Below are 14,437 nucleotides of genomic sequence, written 5' to 3' on the forward strand. Positions count from 1 at the left end.
CGCGGTTTTTCGCTGACCGTGCGAGAAGAATCATTCACCTTCCCCGACCGGAAACGCCACTACACGATCGAGTGAATGCCCACCGATTTTGCACATCTATGACGGACCTATGATCCGATTCATCGTTTTCGCTCAACCCGGCACGAAGGCTGCGCTCACGCCGCCGAGCCCAGGGGGGCGGAACGATCAATCGGGTGGAACGCCACGGTGTGGCTGTTGGTAGCCCTGCGGCGGGCCGCAGGCAGCAACACCGGCCCGCAGGTGATCACCCACTTCCGCGACAGCCTTGCCGTCTCGGCGCTCCTTCTTCGCCCGCGGCCCACTTCGCCGCCTCGTACCGCTCACGGGCAGCACGTCGGCCTCCTCGACAAAGCCGTCCGTGTCCGACTCCGCCAACCTGCCGCCGTCCCGGGCCGTACTCACGCTGCCCGCAGCGCCCGCGCGCATTCGTGGCACCGCTGCCCGGCCAGCGCCGGCGGATACCAGGGCTCGCCCGGCCGGGACGGCCTGTAGTGCGAGTGCTCCATCGGGCCTGTGTCCAGCCCGCACAGCGTGCGCGGCTGCGGATCCTCCGGCACATCGGAATCAGCGCCCGCTGCGTGAACCGCCAGCACAGCGGGCTCGACGCCGTCCGGGCCAAGGGCCTGGTCTGGTTCCACCTCGTAGAGGACAACGATCGATCCCATGAGCCCCACGTTCGGGGATCTCCGCCACGCCCACACCTCGGGTGCGTCTTCCGTGACACGGCCCCGACCGCCACCCCAGCGGCACTGTCCGCCGGCGGGCAGCCCGCGCGGGGCGTTCTCCGTCGACAGGTCAGGCGATGAGGTCGAAGACCGTCTCGCTCTTCATGGCGGGGCTGACACCGGCGCGGAGGTAGGAGTTCATGGAGTTCGCCTCGTACGTGCCCATGTCGGACGGGATGACGACCTCCAGGGAGAACGAGCCCCGGGCGTCCGTCTTCGTGTCCCGCAGGTCTCGTACCTTGTGGTCCGCGCCGAAGGGGTCCTTGACGACGAAGGTGACCCGGACGATCACGTCGGGAGGGTAGTTCTCACCCGTGAGCACCGTCTTGGTGCCGCCCCGCCCGCTGTCGGGGGCCGCAGTGAGGACGCGAACGGCGGTCGGGGTCGCACTGCCACCGGCCACCGTACTGGGCAACGGGTTGACGGACGGCCTTGAGCCTGCACCAGCGGCCGGGGCCGCAGTGACGGTGGGGCCCGCGACCGTGACGGTCGGGCCGGGCACGGTGACGGTGACGGTCGGCTGCGGCGCGGTGTCGTTGCTGACCCGGGCCTGGGTAAGGAAGCCGCCGGCGAACCCGGCCCCGAGGGTGACGACGGCCACGACGGCAGTGACTACCGCGCTCCAGCCCTGAAGGTCGATCCGACGGCGATGCGCCGCCGTGGTCGGCAGCGGCGGCGCGGACGGCTGCGGGGGGATCCCGGGGGCGGGCGGGGGCGTGGACGGGCGGCTGGGCGTGGACGGCGCGGTCACAGAGTTCCCCTCGTTCTGCGGCCCGCACGGGGCCATGATCGACGGACTCTTAGGTACCACAGAGCAGCACACCGTGTCGCGAACGAACGAGGCCCGGTGCGGGGCCTCGGGCGGCCGCGCGGATCGCCGGATCGCGAAGCTCCCGGCCGGTGCGGGCGGACAGGGGAAGGTCCCGAGTCCGCCCGCACCGTTTCGCCTGCTGTCCGACCGCGGGCCACAGCGACCGGGCATTGTGGAGCAGGCCGTTCAGCGCCCCGGGGGGGTAGGCGCTCGCCGTGCCCAACGAAGCCTCGCCCACGAGGACACGCCGAAGCCGGAGGACAGACCTGTTGCTTCTCACGGCCATCCTCAACTTCCAGATGCCGTCCCCGTCGTACGAGCAATTTAGGCATTGCCGGTGGCGCACCGCCCGTCCGCGGGGTCGGCTATCGTGTCGGCCATGACGCCGATCGAGCTGGAGCGCATCACCGCCCACTCGTACGGCGACGGGCCGATCGGTCTGGACGCACAGCCCCTGTTCGCCTCGGCCTTGACCGCCCTTCAGGCCCGGGAGGCCACCCAGCGAGCCGAACTAATCCGCAGGCGGCAGATTCGCGCCCTGCGGGCCACGGCCTCGGGGGCACTGTTTCGTGTCGTCTGGCACACGCAGGGCTCCGGCAAGAGCATGAACATGGCGTCGCTGGCCCTTGAGGTACAGCGCATCTACGACCTGCTGGTTGCCGATAAGTCCCTTCGAGTATCCAGCTTCACCACGTTGCTGGACAGTGCCCGGACCCCGCGCGAATCCGGTCGACCAAACGTATGGCACGGCCTCCAAAAAGCCGTCCTAGACAACAGCTCTCCGGCCGCAGCCGGCAGCCCCAGCCCGGAACCATGGGAGGACCTGGACGCCTGGGAGTTCTCCAGCCGTCTGGCGCGACTCCACTCCGGCTTCGAACTCGCCGCCGAGTTGGCCACCCGCTGCTCCCCCTGCGCAGTTACCCCCGCTTCCCGGCCAACGGGCACCGAGGATCTTGCTCAACCCCTGGCCATCGCGTGCGGCATCACCCGACTCCAAGCACCCCTGATCCCCCGGGCCCCCGGGCGCGCCGACGCGGCCGGCCGCTTCGGGGTGGGCGCCTGCAGGCTGGATGCCAGCCTGGCCGCATGACGTAGTTCCTCACCCCTCCACTCAAATTTCTCGGAGGACGCGGTGCAGATCGTGCAGTTGGTGTGGTCGGAGGACACCGCCATCAAGGTGGTGGGATTCGTCGTGATCACGACGTTGGAGCTGCTGCTGCAGGTCATCAAGGGCAAGGTCCGGCAGGTGGCGGAGCTGCCGCCCGGCGGAGCGGCGAGGACGGCCGTACGGCCTCCGCGCCGGTCCCGGCAGTCGGCTCGGCGGGTATCCGAGCTGAAGCGGGTGGTCGCGCGCCGGGGTCCGTCGGCGCGTCCGGTCGACGGCCGTAGGGCTGCGGAGCGGCGGCGCCGTCAGACTGGGCGGCGGCCCGGCAACCGGGCGTCGTAACCTGCCAGCCGGGAGGTAGGGGCCGGGCGCTGCACGGCGCCCGGCCCCTACCTCCCCATCGGGCTGAGCACGACGTCCCGTCCCGTCCGCGGGCAGAGTTCTCACAGGCGAGTGAGCAGCACCGCTGGCCCGAGAAGCGCCGTCGCATGAAGTGCCTGATCAGCAAGGTACGGTCCGCTGATGCCGCCGGACTGGAGCACGGCGAAGTTTGGTGAGCCGGTGCGCTCCAGGAGGAGGCGGACCGGCCATCGGCGGTCCAAGATCGCGTGTGTGCCGGCCGACCAGAGGGTGGCGAGGACGGAGCCGAACAGGGTCTCGGGCAGGGGCACGGCCAGCCTTACCAGCAGGTAGAGCCCGGCGATCACTGGGAAGCCCCGGGCAGCGCAGAGCCCGGCGGCGCCTGCTCGACGGCGGCCTGCGTGGCCGAGTTGGTGCGGGTGCCGCCGGGCAGGGGGCTACCGGTCGAGCGGTCCGGCGTCGGGCCGGACTGACTGTTCGTCACCAGCCACCGTGAGGGGGAGTTGGCGCACGACTGCGAGGGCCTGCGGCTGCTCGCCGCTGCTGTCCGGCCTGGACCACCGGTTGGTGCGGGTTCCGCCGTCGCGTCCTCCCGCCGGCTTCACCCTTGGCGGCTTCGGGAGCAGTTCGACCTGGCCTGCGCCGGGCCGCAGGGTGGTGATGCGCGGCCGGTCGCCGTGGACATCGGGCACGCCGCGGGCCCGGAGGTAGTGCGCGAACTGCCAGTTCCGGCAGGTGCGGTAGGCCGGGTCGTTGGCGTGCGGGTCGTCGTCGGGGACGTTGTCGGTGGCGGTGAAGTGGATGGGCTTGACGCCGTCGAGGTGGACGGTGAGGCCCTGCACGTTCAGGGTCTCGGTGTGGCCGGGGGCGGCAGTGACGGCCAAGTGCGGGTTGTCCTCCCACCGGTAGGGGGCGGTGGTGACGCCGCACAGGTACCAGGCGAGTGCGTGCGGGAACTCGTCCAGATGGACGGTGGCTTCCTGGGTACGTTCGTCGACCAGGCGGCTGTAGCGGCCGTGGAGGGCGACCGCGCAGTGTCTGCTCAAGTCGATGCCGGTGACGTACTTGAGCCACAGGTGTCGGTACTTGCGGTCTCCGACTTGGACGGTGATTGATGGCAACTTGCTTATCCTGTCTGTGAGTTGAATAACCCTTCTGCTTCTATTTTATACTCATGTGGGGTGTTGACCTAAGCGTCGTCCCGCTCCCGGCAGGCCCGCATCAGCGCCTCGACCAGCGGCCGATGCCGGTTGTGCCGGTAGTCCCCCGGGTACTCCATGTTGAACTCGACCTCGAGCGCCGCCCGCCGCTGCTCCTCCGGCAGGGCCTTCGGCTTCCGGCATACGGCGTAGATGTTGCCGCCGTTGGGGTTGCCGCGGATCTCGACCTCCTCGAAGTACCGGTCCATGAGGGCCCGCAGGGACGCCGGGTCGTGGAACCGCTGCATCGTCCAGACGCCCTGCCTGAACGACGCGGTGAAGCCGTCCTCGTCCAGGAACTCGATGCTGCGCCGATAGCGGCCGTTGTTGCGGGCCCTCTTGCCGCTGACCCTGCGCTCGACCGAGCCGAGGGAACGCGTCCCGGTGTAGAAGGTGCCGTCCTTGGCGAGCAGCGAGTTGCAGGCGATGACGACGGCCGCCTCGAACTCCAGGCTGGTGATGGAGTTGATCACCGAGTCCAGCACGACCACGTCGTACAGGCCGTTCGCCGGGATGTCCCGCTGGAGGTCGCGGATGTGGCTGACGGTCGCCGCGACGTCCAACGCGTTCTGCTTGCCGGCGGCCTTGACGTGCGGCTCGTACCAGTGGGCGTCGAAGCCCTGGGACTTGATCTGCTTGATGTAGGCGAGCTCTCCGGCGCCGAAGTCCATGACCCGCTGGCCGGGGCGCAGCGCGGGAAGGACGTGCTGCTCGTAGGTGGTGGACTTGTTGGAGTCGCCCTCGTCGCCGCCCAACCGGTGCATCTGGCACCAGTGCTGGTTGTAGGCGCGGATGCCGAGCTGGGTGTAGTCGTAGACGCCGTAGTCGCCGTCGAGCCACACCGCCAGTTCGTCGGCCTCCTGGACGGAGAGCCGGTAGCACAGCAGCGGCAGGCGCAGGTCGCTCACAACCACCGCGTAGTCATTGTTGAGGATGATCCTGCCGGCGTGGTCGGCGACGACGGACCCCCAGGTGCCGTACCGGGTGACGAGGCGGCGGATCTCCGCCTGGATCGCGGGGTTGGAGCGGGACACCGCGGTCACGTCCTCGGGGGCGATCCACTCCCAGCCGTGCGCGTCCGGCCCGGATGCCAGCACGCGGACCTTCGAGCCGTCCGTCTCGATGGAGTTGTGGAGCAGGTTGAACTGCACTTCATCCTGAGTGCCGACGTGACCGTCGAGGAGGATTGCCGGGGCGTGGGTCTGCCCGATGGCCTTCAAGGACTTGGTTCGCTGGTGGCCCGCGACGAGGATGTGGTTGCCGTTGACGATGACGGGCTTCACGCATCCGAACAGGGCCAGGGACCGCTGGAGCCGGTCGAATGCCTCCTCGCTGAGGCGGCGCGGGTTGTAGGGGGCGGGCTTGAGCTGCCCGATCGGGTAGGACTCGATGAACTCAGGCATCGGCCAGCTCCCGCTGCGCGTGCTGGTCGAGGATGTAGTGAGCGAAGCCGGTGTCGGTGCCGCGCGAGGTGTAGAAGGCGTCGTGGACGTTGTTCAGCCGCTCGACCTCGTCCTTGGTGATCTGGACGCGGGTGGTGCCCCACTGGACGAATCCCCACTGGAGGTGGTCGTCGGCGGTCTTGTCGCCCTCGCGGTCGGTGGTCTCGGCGGCGAGCTGGGACGGCAGCTCGATCGAGTCGAGGAGGTCGTCCACGGCGTCCTGGTCGTAGCCGGTGCCGCCGAGGTCGGGCAGGGCGGAGAGGATGTCGGCGAGCAACTCGGTGTCGTACCCCGCGAGGTCGGAGGTGCGGTTGTCGACGATGACGATCTTCGCGGCGTCGTCCTCGTCCACGTCGACCCACGTCACGGCGATCTGGTCCCAGCCGCGCTGGACGGCGGCGTCCCAGGTGTGGTTGCCAGCCAGGATCTCGTTCGGGCGGCCGGTTAGCGAGCCCTTGTTGACGACGATCGGCTTGAACTGGCCGTGCCAGCGCAGGGAGTCGGCGACGGAGTTCACGTCGCCTCGCCGCGGGTTGCGGTGGTAGCGGGTCAGGTCGCCGATCGGGACGGCGAGCGGCAGCAGGGAGTCGACGATCCGGTCGATCGGTTCACGCTGAGGCACGGAGCTGGTCCTTCGTAGGCCGATTCCCCGCGCCCTACGCCGCATCAGCCTAGACGATCAGGTGTTCGACGCCTCTTGGGTCGCCGGCCCTGCCCGGAGTGCTTCGGCGCGCAGGAGGTTGCGGGCGGCTGCGAGATCGCCGGTGGTGGGGGTGCTGCCTGCCGTCAGCCCCTGGGCCCGGGTGAGCGTGGTGTCGGCGTGGGTGGACATGCCCAGGTGCGCGGCGTGGGCGTGGCCACGGTCCAACGCGACGGCGCCCTCGATGGCTGCGAGGGCGCCGGGGGTGAGCACCATGGGGTGCCCGGGGAGCGGAATCGGGCGGCTGGGGGGCTTCATCGACCGTCGCGGTCTTCGGTTCGGGCCTGCTCGGCGGTGATCTCGCCCGCGCAGAGGCGGCGGACGATGTCGACGCGGTCGTGCCAGCCGGAGTGTCCGGCCGACAGGAGGTCGGCAGCTGCGGCGAGACGGGCCTCCGCCGATTCGACGCGCTCCCACAGCTGGTCGAGCTGTGGGTCGGTGATGTTGCTGGCGGTGACCCGCCGGTCGGCGGCGTCGGGGTCGCGCTGGGTCATTTCGGGCTCCGTTCCGCTGGTTCGAGTAGACGGTAGCCGGTCCGCCGGGGGCGCCCGTTCGCCGTGGTGGCGGTCGGGTGGAGCGCACCGAGGAGGATGTCGCGGCGTCTTGGCGGGCCGTCGAGGGTGATGACCTCGGCCCGGCCGCCATCGAGGGCGATGATCCGGATGCGGCGGCCTTCGTCGAGCGGATGGCAGGAGGCGTACTCCTGTTCGGGCGCCGGCTGGGGGCCGGTCATCGGTTGTTGCATCGACAGAGGGCGGAGACGGGGTTGCACCAGGAGTCGCACGCCTCACACCAGATGGCTCCGGGCCAGGGCGGGGTTCGGTCGGGCGCGGTGGTGCTGGTGGCGGTCACTTCGGTGTCGTCCTCTGGCGGTGGGAGTCGAGGGCCAGGAGCAGCAGTTCGCGGTGAAGGGCCGCGTTCGGGTCGGGCCAGCGGGTGCTGTACTTCCGGGGTCCGAACTTCGCTGGCTGGGGAGGTCCGGGGTGGTCCCGTTCTGCACAGAGTGCTGAGAGGGGTCCGTACCGTTCCTGCATCAGCCGGGCGTACGCCTCGGGGTCTGCTGCGCTGTCGGCCCGGTAGGTGTCGGGCACTGATTGCTCCTTGGATGTGCGCAGGCCCGCCCGACGCGGAGCGGTCGGGCGGGCCTTGGTCGTGACGTGCTGGCTGGCGTTTCCCCTCGCGGCCTGCTCACGGGAGCGGCCCGGTCCTGGAGGGTGGGGCGCGGGGGGAGTGCCGCCTTCCAGGACCGTGAGGGAGGTGTCACGGCGCGTGTCACCGGGGGGCAGATCCGGATGGGCGATTCCGCTTCCCGGTGACATGCAGACCGTATCATCAATGAGTCCCCATACAAGTCGAGGGTTTAAGGCATGTCGGTGGACTCCAGCTCCTCGACGGTGCAGCCGTCGAACGGGGCGGTTCCGAAGTCGTCGATGTCCGGGTCGTCGCCGGGCGGGGCGAACAGCGCATCCTGCTTCCCCTTCCCTCCGCCGTACCAGGCAGTGGGGGACATCTGGATCCAGTCGGGCCGAGGCATGCGGTCCCGTTCCTTCCCTGAGCGAAGTCGTTCGGGTCATTGTGCAGCGGGTCGCCCAGGGACCGGCAGGGGCCGCCGGCACGCGGGCGCCCCCGGGGTTCCGGACTGGCCGGTCGGCCGTCAGCGCGGGCTCTCTGCGGGGGCCGGGTCCCGGGCGGCCCCTTGCGGGGCCGCCGGTGGGGCGCCCCTCAGGCCGCGACGGGCACCGAGGTCTCGTCGGCGGGGGCGTCGACCTCGATCTCGGCCTCGGGGGTCGCGCCCTCGGCCACGACCTGGGCCAGCATGTCAGCGAACTCGGCGTCGAGGTCGGCGGGCTGCGTCTGGTCCTGCTCGTCGTCGGGCTCGGCCAGGTTGGGGGCCTCGGCCTCGCTGGAGGTGACGATCTCCTTGGCGTCGGCGAGGGCCTTGGCCTGCCGGATCTGGAACTTGGCGTCCTGGAGGCTCTTGGCGGTGCGCTCCAGCTGCTCCAGGCGGGTGCTCAGCTGGCCCTCCAGGGCGGTGGCCAGGTCCTCGATGGGGGTCTTGGCCAGCTCGTCCAGCAGGGCGCGGACCCGCTCGATCTGGTCGAGCTTGTTGCGGGTGCCCTTCTGGACGGCGATACGCTCGGCCTTCTCCTCCTCGCTCAGCTCCGCGATGTCGAACATCGAGGGCTGGCGCTCCTGCTCGCGGACCTGGTGGGCGAAGTGGAGCAGGGTGTTCTCGTCCATCGGCTTGCCGCCCTCGCCGCCCTGGGCCCACTTGGTGATGACGGCCTGCTGGTTCTCGGGCTTGAGCTCGGAGATGCGGTGGGCGGCGGCGGTGCCGATGTGGCCGTGGGTCAGATGGTGCTGGACGGCGGGGATCAGGTCGAGCAGCTGGAGGCGGATCTTGATGTAGCGGGGGGTCTTGCCGAAGGACTTGGCCACGTCGGCTTCGGTGAGCGGGCTGCCGTCCTCGTTGGTGTCCTCGGCGAGGATGCGCCGGTAGCCCCGACCCTCCTCCAGCGGGGTCATGTCGGCCCGGTTGACGTTCTCGGCCATGGAGCGGACGAACGCCTTGATGTCGGAAGGGACCTCGACGATCTCGGCCTTGATGGTCGCGTTGCCGACCTTCTGGTTGGCGCGGTAGCGGCGCTCGCCCATGACGATCTCGTAGCCGCCCTGGGGGCGTCGGCGGACCTCGATGGCGTTCATCACGCCGTGCTTCCGCACGGAGGCGATGAGCTCGTTCATCTTCTCCTCGTCGAAGTACTCGCGAGGCTGGGCCGGGTTGGCGTGGATCTGGGTCATCTTGAGCTGCTTGGCCATGGTGTTGTTCCCATCCGGTAGTGAGGGGGTCCGTCCCCCTCTCTCTTGTTTAGATTTTATACTCATTTAGGGCGAGGGCACAACACCGGGACAGAACAAGATCGAGATTCCCCGTCGACCCGCCAGGACTATTCAGAGACCCTGGACAATCAGCCCATCGGTCACGAACCGCCATGCGGGCAAGGGGATCCAGCGCGAACCGCAGGGGCATTCAGCGATATCCGATCCGCCATCTTCGGAGTTCCGAGAAGCACGAGGGCGCCGAGCACCGCGCGGCCAGCCAGGGGGTTTCCGCCACCGGGCTCGGATTCAACCCCGCCCTGGCGAAGCTCTGCGAGCACGCGCGCCGCCCCTGCGCTGTCGATAACCACCGGAAAGCCCCCATGTGCGGGCACGGGTGCCTAGATGCAGCCGCGCAGACCTGGCCCCGGCGTGGTTCACCGAAGGCCAAACGGCCGCTGAGCTGGTTGGATGGCCCGCAGCCTGCCTTAGCTTGCATGCGAATCCATGGGACTGTCAAAATCCGGTGCGTTCATTCATGAACGGCGGAGCGGCTAGACTGCCTGTTGCCGATCACCAACAAGAAGCCGCTTCGCGGTGCAGACACACCGGGAATCCAAAATGTCCACGCGCTCCCCCACCACCGACAGTACGTGGAGCCTGTCCTCGAAGCTCATGTTCCTACGCGAACGCCTTACCAGAGAGACGGGGAAGGCCCCCACCGTCCGTGATCTTGCAGCGCGGACGGTGGATGAGAGTGGTAAGCCGAGCCTCGACCACACAGTGATTCACCACACGTTGAACGGGAGTAAAGCCAATCCTCCCTGCCGTACCATTGTGGGGCTGGGCCAGGCATTCGAATGCCCGCCGGCGTTCCTTCTGCCCGGGCCCCAAGACCTGGATTCACTGGAGGTCTACTACGGCTACGAGCAGGCCCGCGAGGCGCTGCGCCTGGTCGCCGAACTCGGCGAGAGCGGCGTTGAGGGGCTTCTTCAAGCCGCACATGCCCTTCGGGCGGCGCGCGGCTTGAAGGCCGCCCCGGACGCGACGCCCCCGCGGGACGACAGTCGCAAGCCCCGACGCCGTGGGCGGCTGTCGCGCGCCGAGGCTGCCGAGGCGAGCCGCCAGGAAATCCAGGGGCTTTACAGCTGAACCCGCCGCAGTCTGCGGCGGCACCAACCGAAACGAGAACGACGTGGACTTCGCGGCCCCAATCCTGAGAGCAGCCCTGGTCGTCGCCACCGCAACCGCCGCCGCAACCATCGGGCTGGCGATACGAAACCGGGAAAACCGGTACTCCCGGGCTGGCAGATGGCCCCTGGACCGCTGGAGCCGTTACGCCGCCGCTTCCGGTGGCGCCGCCTCGATCTTCGTCGCTCTGCCTGGCGTCGGCGCCCGAATCGAATCCATCACCGGAGTCGACAACCTCGGCATGGTGATGGTGCACCTTCTCGGAATCCTGACCGTGGCGAGCCTCCAAGCCTTCCTCGTCACCTGGACCTACCAACGCGACGCCTGGCGCCTCGCGTTGCGCGTCCGCTTCGGTGCGGCCTTCGGTGTCGCCGTGGCGATCACAGTGCTGGGCCTCTCCGCGCCGAGCGGCATCGACTTGATCAACGGGTACGCCGATGCCGGCGCAGCCGCCATCTACCTGCTGGTCATCGACACTTACTGGGCAGTGACCGGCATCGCCGTCGCCTGGGACTGCTTGCCCCTGGCGATCTTCAACGCCCGAGGGGGCCACCGCTCCATCGCCGCCGCGCAGGGCCTGATCGCCGCCGGCGGAGCCGCCTCCGCACTCTGGGGAGGCACCGAGGCCGCCTTCGTCGCTGTCACCCAGATCCGGGGCGACGCGTGGAACACCAGCGCGCAGGACGCCGTGAGTTCCTCGTCCGCCGGGCTGTTCGCGCTGTTCCTGTTCAGCGGCATCGCTGTCTCGATCCGCGCAAGACGCAGCAGTCGCTGACCTGCCTGCGGGTTGACTACGCGGCGGTGCGAAGGTCGGGCGGCGGCGGCAGGTGGCGCCACCACAGCTTCACCCGGCCGGGCTTGATCGTGCGCGTCCCCCGGCCTGCCTGGAAGATGTCGATGCGGTACAGCATGAGCAGCGCCAGCCCGGCCTTCGCTTCGGAGGGCGCCGTGTTCCACCAGGTGACCAACTCGTCCACGCTGCCAGTGACCGGCGTCGCCGCGGCACGCTCCAGACGGCGGATCGCCCGGTTGAGGGCCTTCGTCTCCCGTGCGGCCTCGTTCTTGGCGATCCCGGCGCTCTTGGCGGTGATCTGCTTGCGGAGCACCATCGTGCCGAGGGAGTCGACCGTGGCACGGACCTCCGCGAGCCGGGCCCGGTGTACTTCCAGTTCCCGGCGCGCCTCTTCACGCGCGGCTTCCAGGGAATTCTGGGTGCCGGGCAGCATCAGGCGGGCGACGATCTGTTCGCCGGCGTGGTCTTCGAGGAGCCCGGCGGAGATGCGGACCTTGCCACAGTCCCCCGGCCGGTCGGCGCGGGGCCCGTCCGGGCAGCAGTAGCCGGGGTGGCCCGCGTTGGTGCGCAGGCCCTGGGTGCTGGCGCCGCACATGCCACACGTCACCAGGTCGGCGGAGCCGAAGAGGTAGTCGTAGTCGGGCGTCGCCTCGGCGGGCTTGCCGTCCTTCTCCTTCTTGGCCGCCTCGGCGGCATCCTGCTTCTGGAGCTCGGCGAACTGGGCGGGGGTGATGATGCCCGGGTGGCCGGCGTCGACCAGGTTGCCGTCCGCGTCATGCGTGAGACCGGCGATGGCCGGGTTTCTTAGGAGCCGGGCCAGCGTCTTGCCGGTGAACGGGGACCCGAGAGTGCCGACGAAGTCCGCGTTGCGTAGAGAGGCCGCGCCTACGGCGAAGGGTTCCCCGCCGGTGCGGCGCTCTACGACCGACCGCACGGCCTGTGCCTCGTCTTCGAGCAGGGCGCGCTTGGCCGCGTCCGCGAAGCCGAAGATTCTCGGTGCCACCGTTGTCCCATCCCATCGCGCCACCGACGTCACGTGATGGCGACACTTCAAAGTGTCACCATCACGTGACGTCCGTCACGAATCCATGACAAGCCCCTCGACCTGGAGCAACCTCCACAAGGATGCGGTGAGCACACGCCGTGTGCCGCTCACGACGATCAGGTCCAGCGGAAAGGTCCCCGCCTTGATCGCCTCGTACGCCTTGTTCGGGCCCATCCCGAGCGCGCTCGCCGCCGTCGTCACGTTGATCGTGACGGGCAGACTCAGGACCTCGCGCAGCATCATGCCCCGCTCGACCTTCATGACCCGCTCATCAGGCTTGTCGATCTTCATGTTCAGTTCGTTGTCGCGTTCTCCCCCGCGCCAACTTGGGTCCAGCCTACCCGGGCCGGAAAGGCCGGTAAAGGTAGCGACTGGCAACCAAGGATAGCGAAAGCCAGTTGGCATACAACAACCGGCCGACCCCGACGGCGCCCCCATCTTGCCGCCAAGTGCCCTGGCGGCAGCGGTCGTTGCGTGTACCGCCGACGCGAATTGAGGCATAATAGAACACATATTCGAGTGACTGTCCGTGGCGGCCCACGGCCAGCGAAGAAGCGGAGCGAAAGGCAAGGCTCGGACAGATGTTCGAGGAGAAGACCTACAAGAAGTGCATGTGCAAGGGCCCACAGTGGCATCGGCGGGGCAAGCTCAAGGGCAAGCCCGTCCTCGACGAGGAGGGCGTCCAGAAGATCGGCTACCTGGGCACCGGATGCCCCCGCCTGAGCGAGCGGAACCACGGGACCTGGCACTTCTTCCTGGAGCTGCCAGCCGGCCCCGACGGCAAGCGCCAACGGTTCCGCCCCGGCGGCTTCCCCACCCAGAAGAAGGCCGCCGCCGAGTGCAAGAAGCTGTGGAAGCAGCACCAGGACGGCCTGGACGTGGGCGTGCGGGAGACCACCGGCGACTCCCTCATCCGGTGGATCACCGGCAAGAAGGACATCGCCCTCGGGACGGCCAACAAGTACCGCGAGCACATCGACCTGCACATCAACCCGTACATCGGCCTCGTCGACCGCAAGGACCTCCGCAAGGCCCACATCGAAGGCATATTCGCCTCGATCGCCGACCGGAACACGGAGATCGAACTCCACCGCGACTACGTCGACCTCCTCACCGCCGACTGCGAGCGCAAGCGCGTCGCCTGGCGCGAGGGCTCCAAGGCAGACCGGCCGGTACTACGCGCCGCCTGGATGGAGGCCCGCGAGCTTCTGGCCTCCGAGCGCAAGAAGAAGCGACGGGTCACCGGCCCCACCACGCAGCACCGCATCCTCGCCACGCTCCGCAGCGCCCTCGCTGACGCCCTCCTTGCCGAGGAGGTCAGCAAGAACTGGGCCGAGCTGGTCACCCTGCCCAAGGTCAAGGCCCCGAAACCGCTGCTGTGGACCCCGGCCCGCGTCGCCCACTGGCGGGCAACCGGCGAGGTCCCCGGCAAGGTGATGGTGTGGACACCGCAGCTCCTCGGCGAGTTCCTCGACACCTACGTCACCGACGACCTGTTCGACCTGTGGCACTTCATGGCCCTGCGCGGCCCGCGCCGCGGTGAGACGTGCGCGCTTCCCTGGTCCGAGGTCGACCTCGACCAGATGCAGGTCACCATCAGCCAGCAGCTCGTCTACATCGCCAGCCAGCTCTACCAGACCGCCCCGAAGGCCGACTCCGAGCGGACCATCAACCTCGACTCCGAGAGCGCCCGCCTCCTGGCCGACCGCCGCGACCGGCAGGCCGTCCAGCGGAAGAAGGCCGGACGGGCCTGGAAGGAGACCGGCCTCGTCTTCACCAAGGAGAACGGCGAGGCGTACCACCCCGACTACCTCACCTACCGGTTCGCGAAGCTGGTCGAGCTGGCGGACCTCCCGCCGATCACCCTGCACGGCCTCCGCCACGGCGCGGCGTGCATCGCCCACTACGGCGGCGCCGACATGAAGGACATCAGCGACCAGCTCGGCCACTCCGGCATCCAGATCACCGCCGACACCTACACCAACACCCTGGAGGAGGCGAAGCAGGCCCAGGCCGAAGCCGCCCTCGCCGTCGTCCCCCGCGCCAGCCGCCCCGCCCCCGTCGAGGCCCCGGTGCCCGAGCCCGCCCCCGTCGAGGCCCCGGCTCCGGTACCGGTGCTGGCACCGACCGGCGGCCGACTCACCGCGCTGCGCCGCGCCCAGCAGAAGAAGCTCGCGGCCAAGGCCGAACTCGTACCGGTCTGACGCGCGGGGACGGGGGGGGGG

The 14,437-nt window shown here is 69.2% G+C and carries 18 protein-coding genes; 5 read left to right on the top strand and 13 right to left on the bottom strand.

What is annotated here, in order from left to right; translation table 11 throughout:
- Positions 1–419: 419 nt before the first annotated feature.
- A complete protein-coding gene (locus tag SM793_RS34735; RefSeq protein WP_320442324.1) occupies positions 420–686 on the bottom strand; it encodes a hypothetical protein in 267 nt (88 codons plus the stop codon).
- A gap of 130 nt (positions 687–816) precedes the next feature.
- Positions 817–1,497: a hypothetical protein gene (locus SM793_RS34740; protein ID WP_320442325.1), complete on the bottom strand. Its 681-nt coding sequence runs from the start codon at positions 1,495–1,497 to the stop codon at positions 817–819.
- Between the two features lie 439 nt (positions 1,498–1,936).
- Between SM793_RS34740 and SM793_RS34745 the strand changes: the two genes are divergently transcribed.
- Positions 1,937–2,647, top strand: a complete 711-nt coding sequence (locus SM793_RS34745) for a hypothetical protein (protein WP_320442326.1) — start codon at positions 1,937–1,939, stop codon at positions 2,645–2,647.
- A 42-nt stretch (positions 2,648–2,689) separates the two neighbouring features.
- On the top strand, positions 2,690–3,004 hold the full coding sequence (locus SM793_RS34750) for a hypothetical protein (RefSeq protein WP_320442327.1): 315 nt from the start codon (positions 2,690–2,692) through the stop codon (positions 3,002–3,004).
- A 101-nt stretch (positions 3,005–3,105) separates the two neighbouring features.
- Here SM793_RS34750 and SM793_RS34755 read toward each other — a convergent pair whose 3' ends face one another.
- The 9 genes from SM793_RS34755 to SM793_RS34795 all read right to left on the bottom strand — a co-directional run bounded on the left by SM793_RS34755 (position 3,106) and on the right by SM793_RS34795 (position 9,183).
- Complete coding sequence (locus SM793_RS34755; protein WP_320442328.1) at positions 3,106–3,369, bottom strand: hypothetical protein; 264 nt, start codon at positions 3,367–3,369, stop codon at positions 3,106–3,108.
- A gap of 90 nt (positions 3,370–3,459) precedes the next feature.
- On the bottom strand, positions 3,460–4,143 hold the full coding sequence (locus SM793_RS34760) for a hypothetical protein (protein ID WP_320442329.1): 684 nt from the start codon (positions 4,141–4,143) through the stop codon (positions 3,460–3,462).
- Between the two features lie 68 nt (positions 4,144–4,211).
- Positions 4,212–5,624: a ParB N-terminal domain-containing protein gene (locus SM793_RS34765; RefSeq protein ID WP_320442330.1), complete on the bottom strand. Its 1,413-nt coding sequence runs from the start codon at positions 5,622–5,624 to the stop codon at positions 4,212–4,214.
- A complete protein-coding gene (locus SM793_RS34770) occupies positions 5,617–6,285 on the bottom strand; it encodes a ParB N-terminal domain-containing protein (protein ID WP_320442331.1) in 669 nt (222 codons plus the stop codon). The genes SM793_RS34765 and SM793_RS34770 overlap by 8 nt, the downstream gene beginning before the upstream one ends.
- Positions 6,286–6,342: 57 nt before the next feature.
- On the bottom strand, positions 6,343–6,621 hold the full coding sequence (locus tag SM793_RS34775; RefSeq protein WP_320442332.1) for a hypothetical protein: 279 nt from the start codon (positions 6,619–6,621) through the stop codon (positions 6,343–6,345).
- A complete protein-coding gene (locus tag SM793_RS34780) occupies positions 6,618–6,857 on the bottom strand; it encodes a hypothetical protein (RefSeq protein WP_320442333.1) in 240 nt (79 codons plus the stop codon). The genes SM793_RS34775 and SM793_RS34780 overlap by 4 nt, the downstream gene beginning before the upstream one ends.
- Positions 6,854–7,096, bottom strand: a complete 243-nt coding sequence (locus SM793_RS34785; protein ID WP_320442334.1) for a hypothetical protein — start codon at positions 7,094–7,096, stop codon at positions 6,854–6,856. The genes SM793_RS34780 and SM793_RS34785 overlap by 4 nt, the downstream gene beginning before the upstream one ends.
- Before the next feature lie 627 nt (positions 7,097–7,723).
- Complete coding sequence (locus SM793_RS34790; protein ID WP_320442335.1) at positions 7,724–7,897, bottom strand: hypothetical protein; 174 nt, start codon at positions 7,895–7,897, stop codon at positions 7,724–7,726.
- A gap of 188 nt (positions 7,898–8,085) precedes the next feature.
- Positions 8,086–9,183: a ParB/RepB/Spo0J family partition protein gene (locus SM793_RS34795; RefSeq protein ID WP_320442336.1), complete on the bottom strand. Its 1,098-nt coding sequence runs from the start codon at positions 9,181–9,183 to the stop codon at positions 8,086–8,088.
- Between the two features lie 621 nt (positions 9,184–9,804).
- On the opposite strand from SM793_RS34795, the gene SM793_RS34800 reads away from it, so the two are divergent.
- Both SM793_RS34800 and SM793_RS34805 read left to right on the top strand, forming a co-directional pair.
- Positions 9,805–10,335, top strand: coding sequence for a hypothetical protein (locus SM793_RS34800; protein WP_320442337.1), 531 nt, complete (start codon positions 9,805–9,807; stop codon positions 10,333–10,335).
- A gap of 43 nt (positions 10,336–10,378) precedes the next feature.
- Positions 10,379–11,149 (top strand): hypothetical protein, encoded by a 771-nt coding sequence (locus SM793_RS34805; protein WP_320442338.1) that lies wholly within the window; start codon positions 10,379–10,381, stop codon positions 11,147–11,149.
- Positions 11,150–11,165: 16 nt separating this feature from the next.
- Here SM793_RS34805 and SM793_RS34810 read toward each other — a convergent pair whose 3' ends face one another.
- Positions 11,166–12,170, bottom strand: coding sequence for a recombinase family protein (locus SM793_RS34810; protein ID WP_320442339.1), 1,005 nt, complete (start codon positions 12,168–12,170; stop codon positions 11,166–11,168).
- Between the two features lie 75 nt (positions 12,171–12,245).
- Positions 12,246–12,503, bottom strand: a complete 258-nt coding sequence (locus tag SM793_RS34815; protein ID WP_320442340.1) for a DNA-binding protein — start codon at positions 12,501–12,503, stop codon at positions 12,246–12,248.
- A 290-nt stretch (positions 12,504–12,793) separates the two neighbouring features.
- Between SM793_RS34815 and SM793_RS34820 the strand changes: the two genes are divergently transcribed.
- The gene (locus SM793_RS34820; RefSeq protein WP_320442341.1) at positions 12,794–14,416 is read left to right on the top strand and encodes a tyrosine-type recombinase/integrase; all 1,623 of its coding nucleotides are present in this window, start codon (positions 12,794–12,796) and stop codon (positions 14,414–14,416) included.
- Positions 14,417–14,437 lie beyond the last annotated feature (21 nt).

This window comes from Kitasatospora purpeofusca, assembly GCF_034043715.1.
GTDB classification, from domain to species: Bacteria; Actinomycetota; Actinomycetes; order Streptomycetales; family Streptomycetaceae; genus Kitasatospora; species Kitasatospora purpeofusca_A.

Coding starts and splice junctions, on each gene's coding strand:
- SM793_RS34735 (WP_320442324.1), bottom strand. CDS start 686: ATGGGATCGATCGTTGTCCTCTACGAGGTGGAACCAGACCAGGCCCTT.
- SM793_RS34780 (WP_320442333.1), bottom strand. CDS start 6,857: ATGACCCAGCGCGACCCCGACGCCGCCGACCGGCGGGTCACCGCCAGC.
- SM793_RS34790 (WP_320442335.1), bottom strand. CDS start 7,897: ATGCCTCGGCCCGACTGGATCCAGATGTCCCCCACTGCCTGGTACGGC.
- SM793_RS34815 (WP_320442340.1), bottom strand. CDS start 12,503: ATGAAGATCGACAAGCCTGATGAGCGGGTCATGAAGGTCGAGCGGGGC.
- SM793_RS34765 (WP_320442330.1), bottom strand. CDS start 5,624: ATGCCTGAGTTCATCGAGTCCTACCCGATCGGGCAGCTCAAGCCCGCC.
- SM793_RS34745 (WP_320442326.1), top strand. CDS start 1,937: ATGACGCCGATCGAGCTGGAGCGCATCACCGCCCACTCGTACGGCGAC.
- SM793_RS34785 (WP_320442334.1), bottom strand. CDS start 7,096: ATGACCGGCCCCCAGCCGGCGCCCGAACAGGAGTACGCCTCCTGCCAT.
- SM793_RS34800 (WP_320442337.1), top strand. CDS start 9,805: ATGTCCACGCGCTCCCCCACCACCGACAGTACGTGGAGCCTGTCCTCG.
- SM793_RS34820 (WP_320442341.1), top strand. CDS start 12,794: ATGTTCGAGGAGAAGACCTACAAGAAGTGCATGTGCAAGGGCCCACAG.
- SM793_RS34795 (WP_320442336.1), bottom strand. CDS start 9,183: ATGGCCAAGCAGCTCAAGATGACCCAGATCCACGCCAACCCGGCCCAG.
- SM793_RS34775 (WP_320442332.1), bottom strand. CDS start 6,621: ATGAAGCCCCCCAGCCGCCCGATTCCGCTCCCCGGGCACCCCATGGTG.